Origin of the sequence: Caulobacter sp. LjRoot300 (assembly GCF_964253875.1) — a bacterium.
GTDB lineage: Bacteria > Pseudomonadota > Alphaproteobacteria > Caulobacterales > Caulobacteraceae > Caulobacter.
Genome location: NZ_CAXUSA020000003.1, coordinates 380,918 through 396,960, shown reverse-complemented (window position 1 = coordinate 396,960; position 16,043 = coordinate 380,918). Strand labels below are relative to the sequence as shown.

The window sequence follows — 16,043 nt, the reverse complement described above, 5'->3', positions numbered from 1 at the left end:
GGGCTGCCGGCGCGATCGACCGGGGGGCGTTCACCTCGACCGCCGCGCCGCCACAGTCAGGCCATGGGCCCGCCCTTCCTAGCCGCACTTGACCTGCTGAACCACGCCCGTGTCGGGATTGAACAGGATGTTCAGGCGGTCGGGACGGTAGTCCATGGTCACGGGGCAGGTCGTGCAGGCCACGCGCCAGCGCGACGGATCGACCGGGGCCGGCAAGTCTGTGCGGTTCTTGCCGACGAAGGCCTGGGCGTCCTTCAGGCCGCACTGGTCCTTTTCCGCCACCGCCGCCGGCGGCTTGGCTGGCAAGGCGACGGCCGGCGGGGCGGTCGGGGTGGTCGGCGGCGGCATGGGCGCGGGCTCTGGCGCGCCGCTGGAGCAGGAGGCCAGCAACAGCACCGCGCCGACCCACACAAACCGCTTCATGCCTGCTTCTCCCATCCGCGTTCGGCGCCCTGGCGCCAGTAGGACACGGGATGGCCCGCGCCCTTGAAGGCCTTCCATCGACCCCGCGCCAGGCGCAGGGCCTCCTCGTTGCGTCCGTCGAACAGCAGGATGCACCGTTCGAAGGCCGAAAGGTCGCCCGGCTCGGCCCCGTCCAGCAGGAACAACGCCTGGCCGCCGTTGGGGTTGTCCAGCTTGTCGCTCAGCAGCACCGGCTGGCGGTCCGCCATCGGCTCGTCGTCCAGGCCGTGCGGCAGGAAGCTGTCGTCGCGCCAGGTCCACAGGTGGGCGTCCAGGGCGCGCAGGCGAGCCGGATCGCCGCCGCGCACCAGGGCCCGCCAACCGCGCCCCAGGGTCTTTTCCAGCAGCCCGGGCAGCACCTCTTCCAAGGCGCTGCGCTCGAGGTGGTAAAACCAGATGTCGCAGGGCGCGGCGGTCAAGATCAACCTTCGTAGGCGTCCGCCACCAGGCGGTTCAGCAGGCGCACGCCGAAGCCGACCGCGCCGTCAGGGACGGTGGGATCGGTCGAGGGCTTCTTCCAGGCCACCGAGGCGATGTCCAGGTGGGCCCACGGCACGCCGTTGACGAACTTCTGCAGGAACAGCGCCGCGGTGATCGAGCCGGCCGGGCGGCCGCCGATGTTCTTCATGTCGGCGATCGGGCTTTCGATCTGCTTCTCGTAGGACGCTGGCATCGGCATGCGCCACAGCGGCTCGCGCTCGGCCTTGCCGGCAACCAGAAGTTTCTCCGACAAGCCGTCGTTATTGCTGAACAAACCACCCAGGTCGTGACCCAGGGAGATGATGATCGCGCCGGTCAGGGTGGCCAGGTCGATCATGAACTTGGGCTTGAAGCGGTCCTGGCAGTACCAGAGGGCGTCGGCCAGGACGAGGCGGCCCTCGGCGTCGGTGTTGATGACCTCGATGGTCTGGCCCGACATCGAGGTGACCACGTCGCCGGGGCGCTGGGCGGCGCCGTCGGGCATGTTCTCGACCAGACCCAGGATCCCGATGGCGTTGACCTTGGCCTTGCGACCGGCCAGGGCGTGCATGACGCCGGTCACGGCGGCGGCGCCGCCCATGTCCCACTTCATGTCCTCCATGCCATCGGCCGGCTTGATCGAGATGCCGCCGGTGTCGAAGGTGACGCCCTTGCCGACGAAGGCCACCGGCTGGGCCGACTTGTCGGACGCGCCCAGCCACTTGATCACCACCAGCTGGCTCTCGCGCCGGCTGCCCTGCCCCACGCCCAGCAGGCTGCCCATGCCCAGCCTGGCCATTTCGGCCTCGCCGAGGATCTCGACCTCCAGGCCCAGCTTTTCCAGGCCCTTCACGCGGGCCGCGAATTCTTCCGGATGCAGGATGTTGGCCGGCTCGGAGACCAGGTCGCGGCTGAACAGGATGGCGTCGGCGACGGCTTCCAGCGAAGCGAACGCCTTGCGGGCCTTGGCCGGATCGGCGGCGGCCACCTTGACCACGCTGACCGACGGCTTCTTCTCGGCCTTCTCCGTGGTGCGGTATTTGTCGAAGCGATAGGCCGCCAGCTTGACGCCGAAGGCCGCGCGGGCCGCCGTCTCGGCGTCGCCGCCGCCCAGCTTCAGCACCAGTTCGGTGACGCCGGACGCCTTCAGGGCCTGGAAGGCGTGGCCGGCGGCGAGCTCGACCGCCTCCGGCTCGAAGGCGCCGTCGCCGTCGACGCCGACCAGCAGCACGCGAGCCGCCTCAAGTCCGGCGGGGGCGACCAGGTCCAGCGTCTGGCCCTTGGCGCCCGTGAAGCGGCCGCCGGCCACCGCGCGAGCCAGGGCCCCGCCGGTCGCCTCGTTGACGGCCTTGGCCTCCGGCGACAGGGCGGCGGCTTCATAGGCCAGGACGGCCAGGGCGGCGTTGGCGCCGGCCTGGGTGTCGGCGGTGACGAACTCGATACGCATGACGCGCTCCTGATGACCGGTGGAGCCCTAGCAGGACCTTCAGCCCGCTGGATTGACGCAAACCCGAAGCGAAGAAAAGCACCAATCGTCAGGGGCCTTGGCGCGACGCGGGCGAGCGCCGCTTTTACGCCTGACTTGAGCGGTTGTGCGTACGCGAACACGCCGTGTAGAAGGGACCCTTCCCTGGGGGCGCGCCGCGCGACTCCGCCGTTTTTCGTCCCCCGGTCCCCAGCCCAACCTCGATGCGCCTGATCGAACGCTATCTTTTCCGCCAGCTGCTGGGCCCGACGCTGTTGGCGACCCTGGCCCTGGTGGCGCTCGCCCTGCTGGCGCGCAGCCTGTCGGAGTTCGACGTGCTGATCGAGCAGCGCCAGAGCGCGATGGTCTTCCTCAAGATCATCGCCCTGGCCCTGCCCCAGCTGCTGGGCATGATTCTGCCGATCGCCCTGTTCGTGGCCACCCTGGTGGCCCTGAACCGGCTGCATACCGAACAGGAGATCGTGGTCTGTTTCGCGGGCGGCATGAGCCGCTGGCGCGTGATCTCCCCGGCCATGCGCCTGGCGGTGTTCGCGACCCTGCTGTCCCTGGTCATGAGCCTGTGGGCGGCGCCGTGGAGCTCGCGGGCGATTCGCGAGACCTTCTTCGATATCAAGTCCGACCTGGCCTCGACCCTGGTGCGGCCGGGCGAGTTTACCGAACCGGGGCCGGGCCTGACGGTCTACGCCCAGACGATCGACCGCGACCAGATCATCCACAACCTTTTCATCCACCAGGAAAAGGCGGGCGGCGGGGCCGTCACCTACACCGCCCGCGAAGGCGTCATCGCCGAACGCAAGGGCCTGCCGGTCCTGGTGCTGCGCAAGGGCTCCAACCAGGAGTTCTCCAGCTCAGGCGTGCTGCAGTACCTGTCGTGGGACGAATATACCTTCGACCTCAGCTCGCTGTTCCAGAGCGACGAGCTGCTGCACTACAAGATCGGCGACCGCTACCCGCACGAACTGTTCTTCCCCGATCTCACCCAGGAGTGGGAGCAGCAGAACCGCGACAAGCTCCTATCCGAGGGCCATTGGCGACTGGCCAGCCCGCTCTACAACCTGGCCATGATGTCGATGGCGGTGGCGGCGGTGATCGGCGGCTCGTTCAGCCGCATGGGCTACGGCCGGCGGATCGCCATGGTCGGCGCGGCCGCGGCCCTGGTGCAAATCGTCGGCTTCGGCGTCAAGGCCGCGTGCGACAATGACGTCTGGCTCAATCCCCTGCAGTACGCCGTGCCGCTGGCGGCGATCTGGTGGGGCCTGCGGCAGATCTTCCGCCAGAAGGTGGCCCGCTACATCGCCATCGGCTCGCACGACACCCTCCAACCGCAGGGGGTCCAATGATCGGCGTCGGCATGATCGAGCGCTATGTGCTCAGAAAGACGCTGGCCGGCTTGGCGGCCGCCCTCGCGGTCGTCGCCGCGCTGGTCATGCTGATCGCCTTCGTCGACATTTCCAAGAACGTCGGCACCCGGACCGACGTCGGTTTCGCCCAACTGCTGTTCCTGACCGTGCTGCAGGCCCCCGCCACGATCCTGGTGCTGACGCCCTTCATCTTCCTGTTCGGAACCCTGGGCGCCTTCGTGGGCCTGAACCGGCGCAGCGAGCTGATCGCCATGCGGGCGGCGGGGGTCTCGGCCTGGCGGTTCATCATGCCGGCGGCCGTCGCCGCCTTCGTCATGGGGCTGCTGACCCTGACCCTGCTCAATCCGCTGACCTCGGCGATGAGCGCCCAGTTCGAGGCCTCGCGCAACGCGCTGATGGAAAGCTACCTGAAGTCGGCGCCCAAGGGCCTGTGGCTGCGCCAGGGCGACGAGAAGACCCAGGTGGTCATTCGTGCCCGGGCGCGCGACCAGGTGGAGGGCGCGGTCCGCCTGCGCGGCGTGTCGCTGTTCGTCTATGCCGTCCAGCCCGACGGGTCCCTGCAGTTCGCCCAGCGGATCGAGGCGGACGAGGCTCGGCTGGAACCCGGCTTCTGGCGTCTGTCGGGCGTGCGCGTGGCCATGCCCGGGGCCGGGGCGATCCGCTCCGAGACCTACACCATGCCGTCCAACCTCGACGATCGCACCGCGTCGGAGCGGTTCAACAATCCCCAGTCCATAGCCGTCTGGCTGCTGCCCGAGACCATCAAGCGCACCGAGGCGGCGGGGTTCTCGTCGATTCCGTTCCGCCTGCGGCTGCAGCAGGTCCTGGCCACGCCGCTGCTGTTCGCGGCCATGTCGGTCCTGGCCGCCGCCTTCTCGCTGCGCCTGATGCGGCTGGGCGGGCTGGCGGGCCTGGCGGGCGCGGGCGTAACCTTGGGCTTTGGTTTCTTCTTCTTTAACGAGCTATGTGGCGCATTGGGCAAGGCCGACGTGCTGACGCCGGCCATGGCGGCGTGGACCCCGCCGATCGTGGCGCTTTTGGCGGGTCTGACGCTGCTTTGCTATACCGAGGATGGTTGAGTCTGTGTCGCCGGGATCGAGGACTTTGATGATGGAGCTTCGCTGGGGCGCGAAAGAGACGGGCCGCGCGGTCCTGCTGGCCGGAGCGGCCTGGCTCGCCCTCGCCGCCTCGGCGCAGGCGCAGCAGCCGCTCGCCACCATTCCCGCCGCCCCCGCGCCCGCGGCGGCCGTCGACGACGGGCTGGGCGACACCGGCTACTATCTCGAATCCGACCTCCTGATCCGCGACGACGCCAATCAGAAGATGATCGCCCGCGGCGACGTCGAGGCCCGCTACCAGGGCCGCACCCTGCGCGCCGACGAGGTGGTCTACGACACCAAGACCGAGGTGGTCACCGCCCACGGCCACGTGACGCTGATCAACGCCGACGGCACCGCCGAATTCGCCAACGACATGACCATGGACAAGGACCTGAAGGCCGGCTTCGCCCGCGGCTTCTCGGCCCGCCTGGACAAGAACATCAAGATCGCCAGCGACAGCGCCGTGCGTCGCAATGACAAGATCACCGAGCTGAACAAGGCGATCTACACCCCCTGCGAGGTTTGCGCCGCAAAACCCAACCCGACCTGGAGCATCCAGGCCGACAAGGTGGTCCAGGACAAGAACAAGCACCTGGTCTACTACCATGGCGCCACCATCCGAGTGTTCGGCGCGCCGCTGATGTACCTGCCGATCTTCTGGCACCCCGACCCCCAGACCGAGCGCCGCTCCGGGTTCCTGGTGCCCAAGATCAGCGTCTCCAAGAAGCGTGGTTTTGTCTATGAACAGCCCTATCTGTTCGCGTTGTCGCCGTCTCAGGATCTGGTGGTAACCCCTCAATTCAACACGAAAGTTAACCCGTTCCTGAAGGCCCAGTACCGCAAGCGGTTCTATTCGGGCTATGTCGAGGCGCGGGTCGGCCTGACCTATGACAAGGACTTCGACAACCACGGGGACCGCTTCGGCGAGGCGACGGCCAAGAGCTACATCCTGGCCAAGGGGCTGTTCGACATCGACGAGAAGTGGAAGTGGGGCTTCAGCGCCGAACGGGCCTCGCAGGCGCTGATCTTCGACGACTACGACATCAACGAAGTCTACCAGCAGCGCGGCCAATTCTCGGCCGACGACCATCGCCTGATGTCGCAGATCTACACCACCCGGCAATCGGAACGCTCCTATCTTTCGGCCTCGATGATCTCGGTGCAGGGCCTGCGCGTCGTCCAGGTCAACTCCGCCGGCCTGGCCAACCAGTTCGAGAACAGTGGGGCCTTCCCGCTGATCGGGCCGATGGTCGAGGGACGCTGGGAGCCGGAATCGCACATCCTGGGCGGCCGCCTTCGCGTCCAGGGTTCCGGCGTGGTCCTGACGCGCTCGGAGTCGCAATTCGGAGAGCCGCCCTACGCCTACGCCGCTTACAGGGGCCAGGACGGGGTCGATTCCGCCCGCGGCTCGATCAAGGGCGAATGGCGCGCCAGCATGATCCTGGGCTCGGGCCTGCGTGTCGAGCCCTTCGCCCAGGCGCGCGGGGACTCCTATCGCGTCAGCGACGTCTTCCTGCCGACCGGCGCCTTGGCCGTGGGCGACACGACCACCAACATCAACTACTCGCGCGGGCTCGGCGTCGCCGGGGTCGACCTGAGCATGCCCTTCTTCAAGCCGCTGAAGGACGGCGGCAGCGTGGTGCTGGAACCCCTGGTCCAACTGGCGACCGGTTCCGACAGCTCGCGGGTGCCGATCGTCGTGGCCCGCGATCCCGCCGGCAATCCGATCTACTTCAACGAAGACAGCACCAACTTCGAACTGGACGAAACCAACCTGTTCGACGTCAACAAGTCGCCTGGCTTCGACCTCTATGAAGGCGGCACGCGGATGAACGTGGGCGGTCGCGCGACGGTGAAGTTCGCCGACGGCCGAGGCGGCAGCGTCTTGCTGGGCCGGAGCCTGCGCACCAAGATCGATCCGCTGATGCCGACCCGGGCCGGGCTCGACCAGAAGGCCTCGGACTGGGTCGTGGCGGCCACTGTGACGCCGATCCGCGGGATCACCGCCTTCACCCGGGCCCGTTTCGACGACGACACCAGCAAGCTCAACCGTCTGGAAGCCGGCCTCGACGCCTCGGTCGCCCGCGGCTTCGGCTCCCTGCGCTACCTGAAGGACAACAAGGACACCTCGGGCTTCCGCCAGGAAAACCTGGATTTCGTCGGCGACTACAAGATCCGCGAGAACTGGGGCGTGACCGCCTTGGGCCGCCTGTCCTACCAGGACGCCCGCGCCTTCGGCCTGACCTCCAGCGCCAGCAAATGGTCCTGGACCCGTCGCGACCTCGGCGTCTACTACAAGGACGATTGCGTCCGCGTCGACATGATCTACCAGAACGAAGATCGTTACACCCAGACGACCAGCGGCCTGAAGTTGAAGTCCAACGAGTCCGTGGTGCTGCGCCTAACGCTCGCCACATTGGGCGACACACTGTACAGCGATTAGAATGTCACCGCGTCGGGGGACGCGCGATTAAGCGCGCGCCTTCCTTTGGACGCGTCTAGAGGAACGACAATACCGATGCGGTCTGCGCGTAGCGTGACGAAACTGGCGGCCTGCACCGCTTCCATCCTCGCCTTGACCGTGGCGAGCCTCGGCCTGCCGGCCCTGGCTCAGGAGGCCGCACCCGCGGCGACCCCGACCGTGGATGCGCCGCCGGCCGCGCCGGCCGCAGCCGCGCCGCGCGCCAATCCGCTGTCGGAAAGCGTCGCGGCCGTCGTCAACGACGACATCGTCTCCAGCTACGACCTGATGCAGCGCATGCGCCTGCTGATGGTCACCTCGGGCCTGCAGCCGACCCAGGAGAACCTGCCCCAACTGGAGCAGGAAGCCCTGCGCTCGCTGATCGACGAGCACGTCCAGATGCAGGAACTGCGTCGGGTGGAGAAGGCCCAGAAGATCACGATCATCTCGACCGACAAGGAAGTCGAGGAGCAGATCGAGGACATCGCCAAGGGCAACAACATGACCGGGGCGCAGCTGACCCAGCAGCTGCAGTCCCAGGGCGTCGGAATCGACACCTGGAAGGCGCAGATCCGCGCCGACAGCAGCTGGCAGGCCTGGATCAGCGGTCGCTATGGCTCGCGCCTGCGGATCGGCGACGATCAGATCAAGGCCTTCGAGCGCCGCCAGGCCGAAGCCGCCAGCAAGCCGCAGTACCAGGTCAGCGAAGTCTTCATCGACGCCGGCCGCGTCGGCGGCATGGAAGTGGCCCAGAACGGCGCCAAGCAGCTGGTCACCCAGATGCAGCAGGGCGCGCCTTTCGCCGCGGTGGCCCGCCAGTTCTCGGCCTCGCCGACGGCGGCCAACGGCGGCGACGCCGGCTGGGTCAGCCCCGGCGAGATGCCGCCCGAGGTCGACGCGGCGCTGGAGCAGCTGCGCCCCGGCCAGTTGTCGGCTCCGATCCAGGTGCGCGACGGCGTCTACATCGTCTATCTGCGCGAGAAGCGCTCGGGCGCGAAGACCGCCCTGGTCGACCTCAAGCAGGTGGCCATCGCCCTGCCCAAGGACGCGACCCAGCCCCAGGTCGACGCCGCCCAGAAGCTGCTCGTCGACCTCAAGCCCAAGATCACCAGCTGCGAGACCCTCGAGGCCACGGCCGGCAAGGTCGAGGGCGTGGTGGCCGGCGACCTGGGCGAGGCCGAGATCACCGACCTGGCGCCGGCCTTCCAGGAAGCCGCCAACACCCTCAAGGTCGGCCAGGTCTCAGACCCGATCCGCACCGACGCCGGCTTTCACCTGATCGCCGTCTGCGGCAAGCGCCAGTCCGGCGCCCAGGCGCCGACGCACGACCAGATCGAAAACCGCCTGCGCGGCCAACAGCTTGCGCTGATCTCCAAACGTTATCTGCGAGACCTGCGCAACTCGGCGACCATCGAGACCCGGTGAAGACCACGGCCCTCGCCCTGAGCGCAGGCGATCCGGCCGGCATCGGACCGGAGATCATCGCCAAGGCCTGGTCGGTGCTGCGCGCCGAGGGGCCGAGCTTCATGGTGGTGGGCGACGCCCAGCTGCTGGCCTCGGCCGGCGGCGGGGTGAAGGTCCGCGCGGTCACCGGGCCGGTCGAGGCGATCAGGGTGTTCGGCCAGGCCCTGCCCGTGCTGGACATCCCGCTGCAGGCCCCCGTGGTGGCCGGCAAGCCGTCCAGCGCCCACGCGCCCCAGGTGATCCGCTGGATCGAGACCGGCGCGGGCCTGGCCCTGTCGGGCGCCGTGGCCGGCCTGGTCACCGCCCCCATCGCCAAGGCTCCGCTGTACGACGCCGGCTTCGCCTTTCCAGGCCACACCGAGTTCCTGGCCGAACTGACCCATGTGGGCGAGCGTCAGCCGCCGCACGGGCCGGTCATGATGCTGGCGGCCCGCGACCTGCGCGCCACCCTGGTGACCATCCACACCCCGCTGTCGGCCGTGCCCGCGGCCCTGTCGATCGAGGCGATCGTCAACGCCGGCCTGGTGACCGTCGAGGCCCTGCGCAAGGACTTCGGCATCGCGGTTCCGCGCCTGGCGGTGGCGGCCCTGAACCCGCATGCGGGCGAAGGCGGCGCCCTGGGCGGCGAGGAGGCGGCGATCATCGAGCCCGCCGTCCGGATCCTTCGGGACAGGGGCGTAGAGGTCAAGGGCCCCGCCCCGGCCGACAGCCTGTTCCACGCCGAGGCCCGCGCCACCTACGACGCGGTGCTGTGCATGTATCACGACCAGGCGCTGATCCCGGTCAAGATGCTGGACTTCTGGGCCGGGGTGAACGTCACCCTCGGGCTGCCGATCGTGCGCACCTCGCCCGACCATGGTACGGGTTTCGACATCGCCGGCCGCGGCCTGGCCCGGGCCGACAGCCTGGTCGCCGCCATCCGCCTGGCGGCCGAGATCGCCGACCGCCGCGCCATCGCCTAGTTTTAGGCCGCCTGAACTCTCGAGACGCCCATGAGCCTCGCCGACCTGCCGCCGCTCCGCGAGGTTCTCGCCGAGCATGACCTGCTGGCCAACAAGAGCTTCGGCCAGCACTTCCTGCTGGACCTGAACATCACCCGCAAGATCGCCCGCCTGTCCGGGGTCGGCGAAGGCGACGTGGTGATCGAGGTCGGCCCCGGCCCCGGCGGCCTGACCCGGGCCCTGCTGGAGACCGGCGCGCGGGTCGTGGCGGTCGAGATGGACAAGCGCTTCATCCCGCTGCTTGAGGACCTGGGCGCCGCCGCCGACGGCCGGCTGGAGATCGTCCAGGGCGACGCCCTGAAGGTCGACATGGCCGCCGTCGCCGGCGGTCCGGCCCACATGGTCAGCAACCTGCCCTACAACGTCGGCACCCCCCTGCTGATCAACTGGCTGACCGGCCCATTCCGGCCGCTGTCGATGACCCTGATGTTCCAGAAGGAGGTCGCCGACCGCATCGCCGCCGACGTCGACGACGACGCCTATGGCCGCCTGGCCGTGGTCTCCCAGACCGTCTGCAGCGCCAAGGTGGTCATGGACCTGCCGGCCCGCGCCTTCACCCCGCCGCCCAAGGTGGCCTCGGCCGTGGTGCGCCTGGTCCCGCTGGAGCCGGCGCCCGACAAGGCTCTGGTCGCGGCCCTGGAAAAGGTCACCGCCGCCGCTTTCGGCCAGCGCCGCAAGATGCTGCGCTCCAGCCTCAAGGGCCTGGGCGGCGGGGCGCTGTGCGAGAAAGCCGGCATCGATCCCGACGCCCGGGCCGAGACCATCGACGTGGCGGGATTCCAGGCGCTGGCGCGGGCGGTGATGGGCTAACCGGCCCCAGGGCAAGAGCTCGGAATCCGCCGCACGCGACGGTCGGCCGCCGCAACCGCTTTACGCCTCCAAAATGTCTGAGTAATTTTCCCGACGCCTGATGGCGATTGGGGAAGAGGTGGAATAATCGACCTACCCAAGGGTTTTGAGCCCCTGATGCGCCAACATTTCCCCAAGCAAAGAGAGCCCCGGCCATGGCGTTATTTGTCTGACAAAAATTGGACTCACGTCTTGTAGGCGCCGCCTTCGGTGCGGTAGCAAGGCGCAAACGGGGAAGCGTCATGCGGCATGGATCGAAATCGCGCGGAAGTGTCGGCTCTGGCCCCGCTCCGCTCCGGACCTGGCTCGCCCGCGGCGCCCTGCTGCTGTGCATCGCCCTGCCCGCCAGCGCGCTGGCCGCCGAACCCGCGCCGGGCAGCAACCCGCTGCTGCGCGACGTCTTCACCGCCGATCCCGCGCCGCTGGTGGTGGGCGACACCGCCTACCTCTATGTCGGCCATGACGAGGCGAAGGGCGACGAATTCTTCCGCATGAACGATTGGCGCGTCTATTCCTCGCGCGACCTCAAGCACTGGACGTCGCACGGCGCCATCATGAAGCCGACCGACTTCAAATGGGCGGTGGGCGAAGCCTGGGCGGCGCAGACGGTGCAGCGCAACGGGCGCTTCTACTTCTACGCCACCGTGACGCATGACGACCGCCACCCGGGCAGGGCCATCGGCGTGGCGGTGGCCGACACCCCGCTGGGCCCCTTCAAGGACGCGCGCGGCTCGGCGCTGGTCACCGACCAGATGACGCCCGGCCCCTATGCCTGGGACGACATCGACCCCACCGTCCTCGTCGACGACGACGGCACGGCCTGGCTGGCCTGGGGCAACCCGGTGCTCCACCTGGCGCGGCTCAAGCCCAACATGACGGAGCTGGACGGGCCGATCGAGAACATCGCCCTGCCCAACTATACCGAGGGGCCGTGGCTGTCCAAGCGCAAGGGCCTCTACTACCTGACCTATGCGGCGATGGCCCATCAGGGCGTGTGGGAGCACCTGGCCTACGCCACGGCGCCCAGCCCGCGCGGGCCATGGACCTACGGCGGCCTCATCACCGGCCCGGTAAAGAACAGCTACACCATCCATCCCGGCCTGCTCGACTTCAAGGGCCGGTCCTATCTGCTGTATCACAACGGCACGCTGACCCTGCCCGACGGCCAGACCGGCGCCGGCGCGCGCCGCAGCGTCACGATCGAGTACCTGCACTACGGCGCGGACGGCGGCATCCTGCCCATCACCCAGACCGAGGCCGGCATCAGCGTGCCACCCCCGCCCGCCGCGCCGGCGCCGACCATCGACTACGGCCACTCGGACCCCGCCGTGCGCGTGCGGCAGTTCGTGCAGGGCTATCCGACCGCATGGCCTGGCGCGCCGGCGCTGGCGTCGGTGGCCGACCCCTTCAACCAAGCGCCGGAGCCAGTGGGCTTCAACAGCAACGGCGGCCTCAGCCGCATCGCCCAGACCTTCGTGCCGCCCGCCGACATGACGCTTGCCCGCATCAGCCTCTACGCGGGCGACGGCCTGGGCACGGGCGACGGGCGCTCGCTGCGGCTGTCGCTGCGAGACCTGGGCGAGGCGGAAGGCGTCGACCGCGGAACCGAGCTGCTCGGCGCCCCCGGCGGCCTGGCCATCGCCTACCAGCCCCAGGGGGCGGGCCTGCTGAGCTTCGATCTGGCCACCGCCACGCCGGTCCGGCTGAAGGCGGGGCGCCGCTATGTGCTGGAGCTGAGCGGCGAGCGCCAGGCGCTCACGGTCTATCTGCGCGCCAGCCGCGGCGACATCTATGCCGCCGGCGCCGCGCTCGGGGACGGCCAGCCGCTCAAGGACAGGTCCGGCGCCGCCATCGACCTCGCCTTCGCCCTCTACGGCAAGCCATGAAGCAGGCATGGCATAGTCCGAGAATGAAGATCGTGGAGACCTTCGCGCCAACCGGTCGCGGTTTGGCGGTTACCAACGACATCTAGATTACGAGGCCGAAGGCGTAAGCGGCGCCGCGAACGGTCCGCAACGGGTCATGGGCCGGCCCCTCACCAACGCAGGACCCGGCCCCGCCGAGCGGCCGCCTCACGATTTCGCCAGCTTGCCCAGCAGTTGCTCGGCCACGCCCGGCGGCACGAACTTGTGGACGTCGCCGCCCAGCGCCGCGATCTCCTTGACCAGGCGCGAGGCGATGGCCTGGTGGCGCGGGTCGGCCATCAGGAACACGGTCTCGATCTCGCGGTCGAGCTGCTGGTTCATGGCGGTCATCTGGAATTCGTACTCGAAGTCGGCCACGGCCCGCAGGCCGCGTACGATCATCTGGGCCCCGACCTCGCGGGCGAAATGCATCAGCAGGCTGTCGAACGGCCGCACCTCGATCTCGGCGATCCTGGTCAGGTGGGCCGTCTCGCGCCGCACCATCTCCACCCGTTCGTCCAGCGAGAACAGCGGCCCCTTGCCGATGTTCACCGCCACCCCGATCACCAGCCTGTCGACCAGCTTGACCGCCCGGCCGATGATGTCCAGGTGACCGTTGGTGACCGGGTCGAAGGTGCCCGGGTAGAGACCGATCCGCATGCTTTTCCCTCACCGGACCTAAGCCCGCTGGCCCTTGCTCTGGGTCGCTTACGAGGTCTCGTCCGCCCCGTTTTCGTCGCCCGTGTTGTCGTCGCCGCTAGTGTCGTCCCCACCGGCTTCGGCGAGGCGCTCGACGCTGACGACGTGCTCGTCGGCGGCGGTGCGGAAGATGGTTACGCCTTGAGTATTCCGCGCCGCAACACGAATTTGCGAGACGGGCACGCGGATCATCTGGCCTGCGTCGGTGACCAGCAGGATCTGGTCGCCCTCCTCGACGGGGAACGAGCCCACCAGCTTGCCGCCGCGCTTGCTGAGGTCCTGGGCGGTCAGGCCCTGGCCGCCGCGGCCGGTGCGGCGGTAGTCGTAGGCGCTGGTGCGCTTGCCAAAGCCTTCAGACGACACGGTCAGCAGGATCTCCTCGGCCGCGCCGAGCTCGGCGATGCGCTCGGGGGTCAGGCTGGCCTCGCCGCCCTCTTCCTCGCCCTCCTCGGGCGCGGCGGGAGCCTCGTCGCCTTCCTCGCCCAGGGCTCGGGCCAGGGCCCGCTGGTGCTTGAGGTAGGCGGCGCGCTCGGCCGGGGTGGCGTCGACATTGCGCAGCACGCCCATCGAGATGACGCTGTCGCCCTGGGCCAGGCGCACGCCGCGCACGCCGGTGGAGTCGCGGCTGGCGAACACCCGCACCTCGTCGGCCGAGAAGCGGATGCAGCGGCCCGAGGCGGTGTTGAGCAGGATGTCCTTGCTGCCGTCGCAGACGGCGACGCCGACGATGCCGTCGCCTTCGTCAAGTTTCATGGCGATCTTGCCGTTGCGGCGGACATCGACGAAGTCCGACAGCTTGTTGCGGCGCACGCTGCCCGAGCGGGTGGCGAACATCACGTCCAGGCTGTTCCAGGTGGCCTCGTCCTCCGGCAGGGCCAGGATCGAGGTGATGGTCTCGCCCGGCTCGATCGGCAGCAGGTTGACGAAGGCCTTGCCGCGGCTGTTGGCGACGCCCAGCGGCAGGCGCCAGACCTTCATCTTGTAGACCTTGCCGCCCGAGGTGAAGAACAGCAGCGGGGCGTGGGTCGAGGCCGAGAACACGCGGGTGACGGCGTCCTCGGTCTTGGTGGCCATGCCGGCCTTGCCCTTGCCGCCCCGGTGCTGGGTGCGGTAGGCGGCCAGCGGCGTGCGCTTGACGTAGCCGCCCAGGGTGACGGTGATGACCATCTCCTCGCGGACGATCAGGTCCTCGTCTTCCATGTCGGCGTCGCCATCGACGATCTGGCAGCGGCGCGGGATGGCGAACTTCTCGCGCACCTCGACCAGTTCCTCGCGGACCACGGCCATGATGTTGGCGCGGTCCGACAGCAGGTCGAGATAGCCCTTGATGGCTTCCGACAGCGTGGCGACTTCGTTGCCGATCTCGTCGCGGCCGAGGCCCGTCAGGCGCGACAGGGTCAGGGCCAGGATGGCGCGGGCCTGCTCGTCGGTCAGGCGGATCAGCCCGCCCTCTTCCTGCACGGTGCGCGGGTCGGCGATCAGCTCGACCAGGGGCAGCATGTCGCCGGCCGGCCATGACTTGGCCACCAGCCGCTCGCGGGCCTCGGTCGGGTCCTTGGACGAGCGGATGATGTGGATGAACTCGTCGATATTGGCCACGGCGATGGTCAGGCCGACCAGGACATGGCCGCGGTCGCGCGCCTTGCCCAGCTCGAACTTGGTCCGCCGGACCACCACTTCCTCGCGGAAGGCGACGAACAGCTCGATCAGCTGGCGCAGGCCCATCTGCTCGGGGCGGCCGCGGTTCAGGGCCAGCATGTTGACGCCGAACGAGCTTTGCAGCGCCGTGAAGCGGTAGAGCTGGTTCAGGATCACCTCGCCCGAGGCGTCGCGCTTCAGCTCGACCACGATGCGCATGCCGTCGCGGTTGGACTCGTCGCGGATGTCGGAGATGCCCTCGATCCGCTTGTCGCGGACCATTTCGGCGATGTACTCGACCAGGTTGGACTTGTTCACCTGGTAGGGAATGGCCGTGATGACGATGGCCTCGCGGCCGGCGCGGATCTCTTCCACCGTGGCCAGGCCGCGCATGACCACCGAGCCGCGGCCGGTCAGCAGCGCCTGGCGCGGGCCGGCCCGGCCGATGATCTCGCCGCCGGTCGGGAAGTCGGGACCCGGCACCAGGTCCAGCAGCTGGTCGGTGGTGACGTCCGGCTGGTCGATCACCAGCAGGCAGGCGTCGATCACCTCGCCCAGATTGTGCGGCGGGATGTTGGTGGCCATGCCGACGGCGATGCCGCCCGCGCCGTTGACCAGCAGGTTGGGGATCCGCGAGGGCAGGACGACGGGTTCCTGCTCCTTGCCGTCGTAGTTGTCCTGGAAGTCGACCGTGTCCTTGTCCAGGTCGGCCAGCAGCGACATGGCCGGCGGAGCCATGCGGCACTCGGTGTAGCGCATGGCCGCGGGCATATCGCCGTCGACCGAGCCGAAGTTGCCCTGGCCGTCGATCAGCACCAGGCCCATCGAGAACGACTGGGTCATCCGCACCAGGGTGAAGTAGATCGAGGCGTCGCCGTGCGGGTGGTACTTGCCCATCACGTCGCCGACCACGCGGGCCGACTTGACGTAGGGCCGCTCGGGCGTCTGGCCCTGCTCGTGCATCGAGAACAGCACCCGGCGGTGCACGGGCTTGAGGCCGTCGCGGGCGTCCGGCAGCGCCCGGCTGACGATCACGCTCATCGCATAGTCGAGATAGGAGCGGCGCAGCTCGTCCTCGATATTGATGGGGGTAACGTCCCCGCGGGACGCCGGCGAGGCCGGAGACCCGGGGATGGTGTTTTGATCGTCGCTCAAGGGA

The 16,043-nt window shown here is 68.8% G+C and carries 12 protein-coding genes; 7 read left to right on the top strand and 5 right to left on the bottom strand.

What is annotated here, in order from left to right; translation table 11 throughout:
* Positions 1 to 78: 78 nt before the first annotated feature.
* Genes ACSQ2G_RS11965 through ACSQ2G_RS11955 form a run of 3 tightly spaced genes read right to left on the bottom strand, consistent with a single transcriptional unit; the run spans position 79 to position 2,368 of the window.
* Complete coding sequence (locus ACSQ2G_RS11965; protein WP_436031093.1) at positions 79 to 423, bottom strand: peptidase inhibitor I78; 345 nt, start codon at positions 421 to 423, stop codon at positions 79 to 81.
* Positions 420 to 881 carry a DNA polymerase III subunit chi gene (locus ACSQ2G_RS11960; protein WP_436031092.1) on the bottom strand — a complete coding sequence of 154 codons (462 nt, stop codon included), beginning with the start codon at positions 879 to 881 and terminating at the stop codon, positions 420 to 422. Before ACSQ2G_RS11960 ends, ACSQ2G_RS11965 begins: the two co-directional genes overlap by 4 nt.
* Before the next feature lie 2 nt (positions 882 to 883).
* Positions 884 to 2,368, bottom strand: a complete 1,485-nt coding sequence (locus tag ACSQ2G_RS11955) for a leucyl aminopeptidase (protein WP_436031091.1) — start codon at positions 2,366 to 2,368, stop codon at positions 884 to 886.
* Between the two features lie 242 nt (positions 2,369 to 2,610).
* On the opposite strand from ACSQ2G_RS11955, the gene lptF reads away from it, so the two are divergent.
* From lptF to ACSQ2G_RS11920, 7 genes are all read left to right on the top strand, one after another.
* Positions 2,611 to 3,747 carry an LPS export ABC transporter permease LptF gene (gene lptF / locus ACSQ2G_RS11950; protein WP_436031090.1) on the top strand — a complete coding sequence of 379 codons (1,137 nt, stop codon included), beginning with the start codon at positions 2,611 to 2,613 and terminating at the stop codon, positions 3,745 to 3,747.
* A complete protein-coding gene (gene lptG / locus ACSQ2G_RS11945; protein WP_436031089.1) occupies positions 3,744 to 4,847 on the top strand; it encodes an LPS export ABC transporter permease LptG in 1,104 nt (367 codons plus the stop codon). The genes lptF and lptG overlap by 4 nt, the downstream gene beginning before the upstream one ends.
* A gap of 28 nt (positions 4,848 to 4,875) precedes the next feature.
* Positions 4,876 to 7,311 (top strand): LPS-assembly protein LptD, encoded by a 2,436-nt coding sequence (locus ACSQ2G_RS11940; protein ID WP_436031087.1) that lies wholly within the window; start codon positions 4,876 to 4,878, stop codon positions 7,309 to 7,311.
* Positions 7,312 to 7,386: 75 nt separating this feature from the next.
* The gene (locus ACSQ2G_RS11935) at positions 7,387 to 8,754 is read left to right on the top strand and encodes a peptidylprolyl isomerase (RefSeq protein WP_436031085.1); all 1,368 of its coding nucleotides are present in this window, start codon (positions 7,387 to 7,389) and stop codon (positions 8,752 to 8,754) included.
* Positions 8,751 to 9,755, top strand: coding sequence for a 4-hydroxythreonine-4-phosphate dehydrogenase PdxA (gene pdxA, locus ACSQ2G_RS11930; RefSeq protein WP_436031084.1), 1,005 nt, complete (start codon positions 8,751 to 8,753; stop codon positions 9,753 to 9,755). The genes ACSQ2G_RS11935 and pdxA overlap by 4 nt, the downstream gene beginning before the upstream one ends.
* A 30-nt stretch (positions 9,756 to 9,785) precedes the next feature.
* A complete protein-coding gene (gene rsmA, locus ACSQ2G_RS11925; RefSeq protein WP_436031082.1) occupies positions 9,786 to 10,604 on the top strand; it encodes a 16S rRNA (adenine(1518)-N(6)/adenine(1519)-N(6))-dimethyltransferase RsmA in 819 nt (272 codons plus the stop codon).
* A gap of 281 nt (positions 10,605 to 10,885) precedes the next feature.
* Positions 10,886 to 12,529, top strand: a complete 1,644-nt coding sequence (locus ACSQ2G_RS11920; protein WP_436031080.1) for a glycoside hydrolase family 43 protein — start codon at positions 10,886 to 10,888, stop codon at positions 12,527 to 12,529.
* A 186-nt stretch (positions 12,530 to 12,715) separates the two neighbouring features.
* Here ACSQ2G_RS11920 and coaD read toward each other — a convergent pair whose 3' ends face one another.
* Both coaD and gyrA read right to left on the bottom strand, forming a co-directional pair.
* A complete protein-coding gene (coaD, locus tag ACSQ2G_RS11915; protein WP_436031078.1) occupies positions 12,716 to 13,207 on the bottom strand; it encodes a pantetheine-phosphate adenylyltransferase in 492 nt (163 codons plus the stop codon).
* Positions 13,208 to 13,255: 48 nt separating this feature from the next.
* Positions 13,256 to 16,039, bottom strand: coding sequence for a DNA gyrase subunit A (gene gyrA, locus ACSQ2G_RS11910; RefSeq protein WP_436031076.1), 2,784 nt, complete (start codon positions 16,037 to 16,039; stop codon positions 13,256 to 13,258).
* Positions 16,040 to 16,043: the final 4 nt, after the last annotated feature.

What these genes read in the sequence shown, in the direction of transcription:
- ACSQ2G_RS11965 (WP_436031093.1), bottom strand. Translation starts at nt 423, where the DNA reads ATGAAGCGGTTTGTGTGGGTCGGCGCGGTGCTGTTGCTGGCCTCCTGC.
- ACSQ2G_RS11955 (WP_436031091.1), bottom strand. Translation starts at nt 2,368, where the DNA reads ATGCGTATCGAGTTCGTCACCGCCGACACCCAGGCCGGCGCCAACGCC.
- lptF (WP_436031090.1), top strand. Translation starts at nt 2,611, where the DNA reads ATGCGCCTGATCGAACGCTATCTTTTCCGCCAGCTGCTGGGCCCGACG.
- lptG (WP_436031089.1), top strand. Translation starts at nt 3,744, where the DNA reads ATGATCGGCGTCGGCATGATCGAGCGCTATGTGCTCAGAAAGACGCTG.
- ACSQ2G_RS11940 (WP_436031087.1), top strand. Translation starts at nt 4,876, where the DNA reads ATGATGGAGCTTCGCTGGGGCGCGAAAGAGACGGGCCGCGCGGTCCTG.
- ACSQ2G_RS11935 (WP_436031085.1), top strand. Translation starts at nt 7,387, where the DNA reads ATGCGGTCTGCGCGTAGCGTGACGAAACTGGCGGCCTGCACCGCTTCC.
- rsmA (WP_436031082.1), top strand. Translation starts at nt 9,786, where the DNA reads ATGAGCCTCGCCGACCTGCCGCCGCTCCGCGAGGTTCTCGCCGAGCAT.
- ACSQ2G_RS11920 (WP_436031080.1), top strand. Translation starts at nt 10,886, where the DNA reads ATGCGGCATGGATCGAAATCGCGCGGAAGTGTCGGCTCTGGCCCCGCT.
- coaD (WP_436031078.1), bottom strand. Translation starts at nt 13,207, where the DNA reads ATGCGGATCGGTCTCTACCCGGGCACCTTCGACCCGGTCACCAACGGT.